At 36.9% G+C, this 1,194-nt stretch carries 1 protein-coding gene; it reads left to right on the top strand.

Features of this window, described 5'->3' with window-relative positions; translation table 11 throughout:
- Nucleotides 1-906 precede the first annotated feature (906 nt).
- Nucleotides 907-1,194 (top strand): transposase (locus HMPREF0106_RS28065; protein WP_083787937.1); only part of this gene is annotated, 288 nt, incomplete at its 3' end.

Raw genomic sequence — 1,194 nt, 5'->3', positions numbered from 1 at the left:
AAACCTTGGGGGATTGCGTTAAAATTCTTATTTTTGCATCATGAAAACATCCTCTTGGATCAGTCTGAAAATTGGGGGATTTGATTCAGAGCAATCATATTCTTAACAAAATAGATTCATTCCGGTGTGAAAATGAACTAAACTGTGCAGTTCTGACTCATTCGATAGCGGAATACTGCGTAACTTACCTCTTTTTTTATAAATAAAGTATCATCAATGCCACTATAAGATTATTGCCATTCATCGCTTTCACCTGATTCTTGAAATGCCGATGAATAAGGAGATAGCGGGTGAAAGCGAGGGGTGAAATCAGGTGAAACAGAACATTATCGGTTTCACCTTGGCTTTTCAAAATATCCTTTGAGCTAAAACCAATATCATTATAGCTAATCCGGATATCATTATAGCTAATGAAAATATGCTTATAGCAAATCCATTGTCAGGTATTAATAGATGAACTGTCAGATGTTAATAGCTTAGTTGTCAGGTGTTAATACCTTGGTTCTCATCTGTTAATACTTGAATTGGTACATCTGTAGATTCAACAGATTGGATCTATATACTCACCGTATTGCATCTATATGTCCATCACGGTGGCTATATATATTCATCACGGTGGCTATATATGTCCATCACGATGGCTATATATGTCCAGCAATCGGTATAAATAAATTCAAAAGGTGAAAGCGATAATGGAAGCCTTCACCTGTTTTTTTCCTACGCTTTCACCCGCTATCTCCTTATTCATCGATGTTTCAGTTATAAGGTGAAACGGGTGAAACTTATGAATCCAAAGTTCATGTTATACTTATGCAAATCAGTAATTGAAAACAAAATCTCATTCATTCCAATATAGAATTGAATTAAATTTTAAGGATGTGATTGCACTGAATCAAATCCCCAAGAATTACAACTGAGCCATCCTCTTCCCAAACGATTGATCCTGTTGCTTCTTTAAGCTTGTTCTTGCCTTCAGGAATCCTTGATTACTTTACCCTAGTCAATCATGTTTCTCAGGATACTTGCTTTATTCTTTATTTAGAGGAGAAAGCCACTATTCCTTCTGAGTACTCAGATCTACATCTTCACTCAAAAGGTTTCCTCCCTGAGATTGAAGTTCAGGACTTCCCTATCCGTGGTAAAGCCGTTTATTTACGTATCAAGCGTCGTCGCTGGGAAGATCCCTCCACTGGG

Origin of the sequence: Bacteroides sp. D22, from assembly GCF_000163675.1 — a bacterium.
GTDB classification, from domain to species: domain Bacteria; phylum Bacteroidota; class Bacteroidia; order Bacteroidales; family Bacteroidaceae; genus Bacteroides; species Bacteroides xylanisolvens.
The sequence above is the reverse complement of the archived record's forward strand: the minus strand, read 5'-3'. Positions and strand labels throughout refer to the sequence as shown.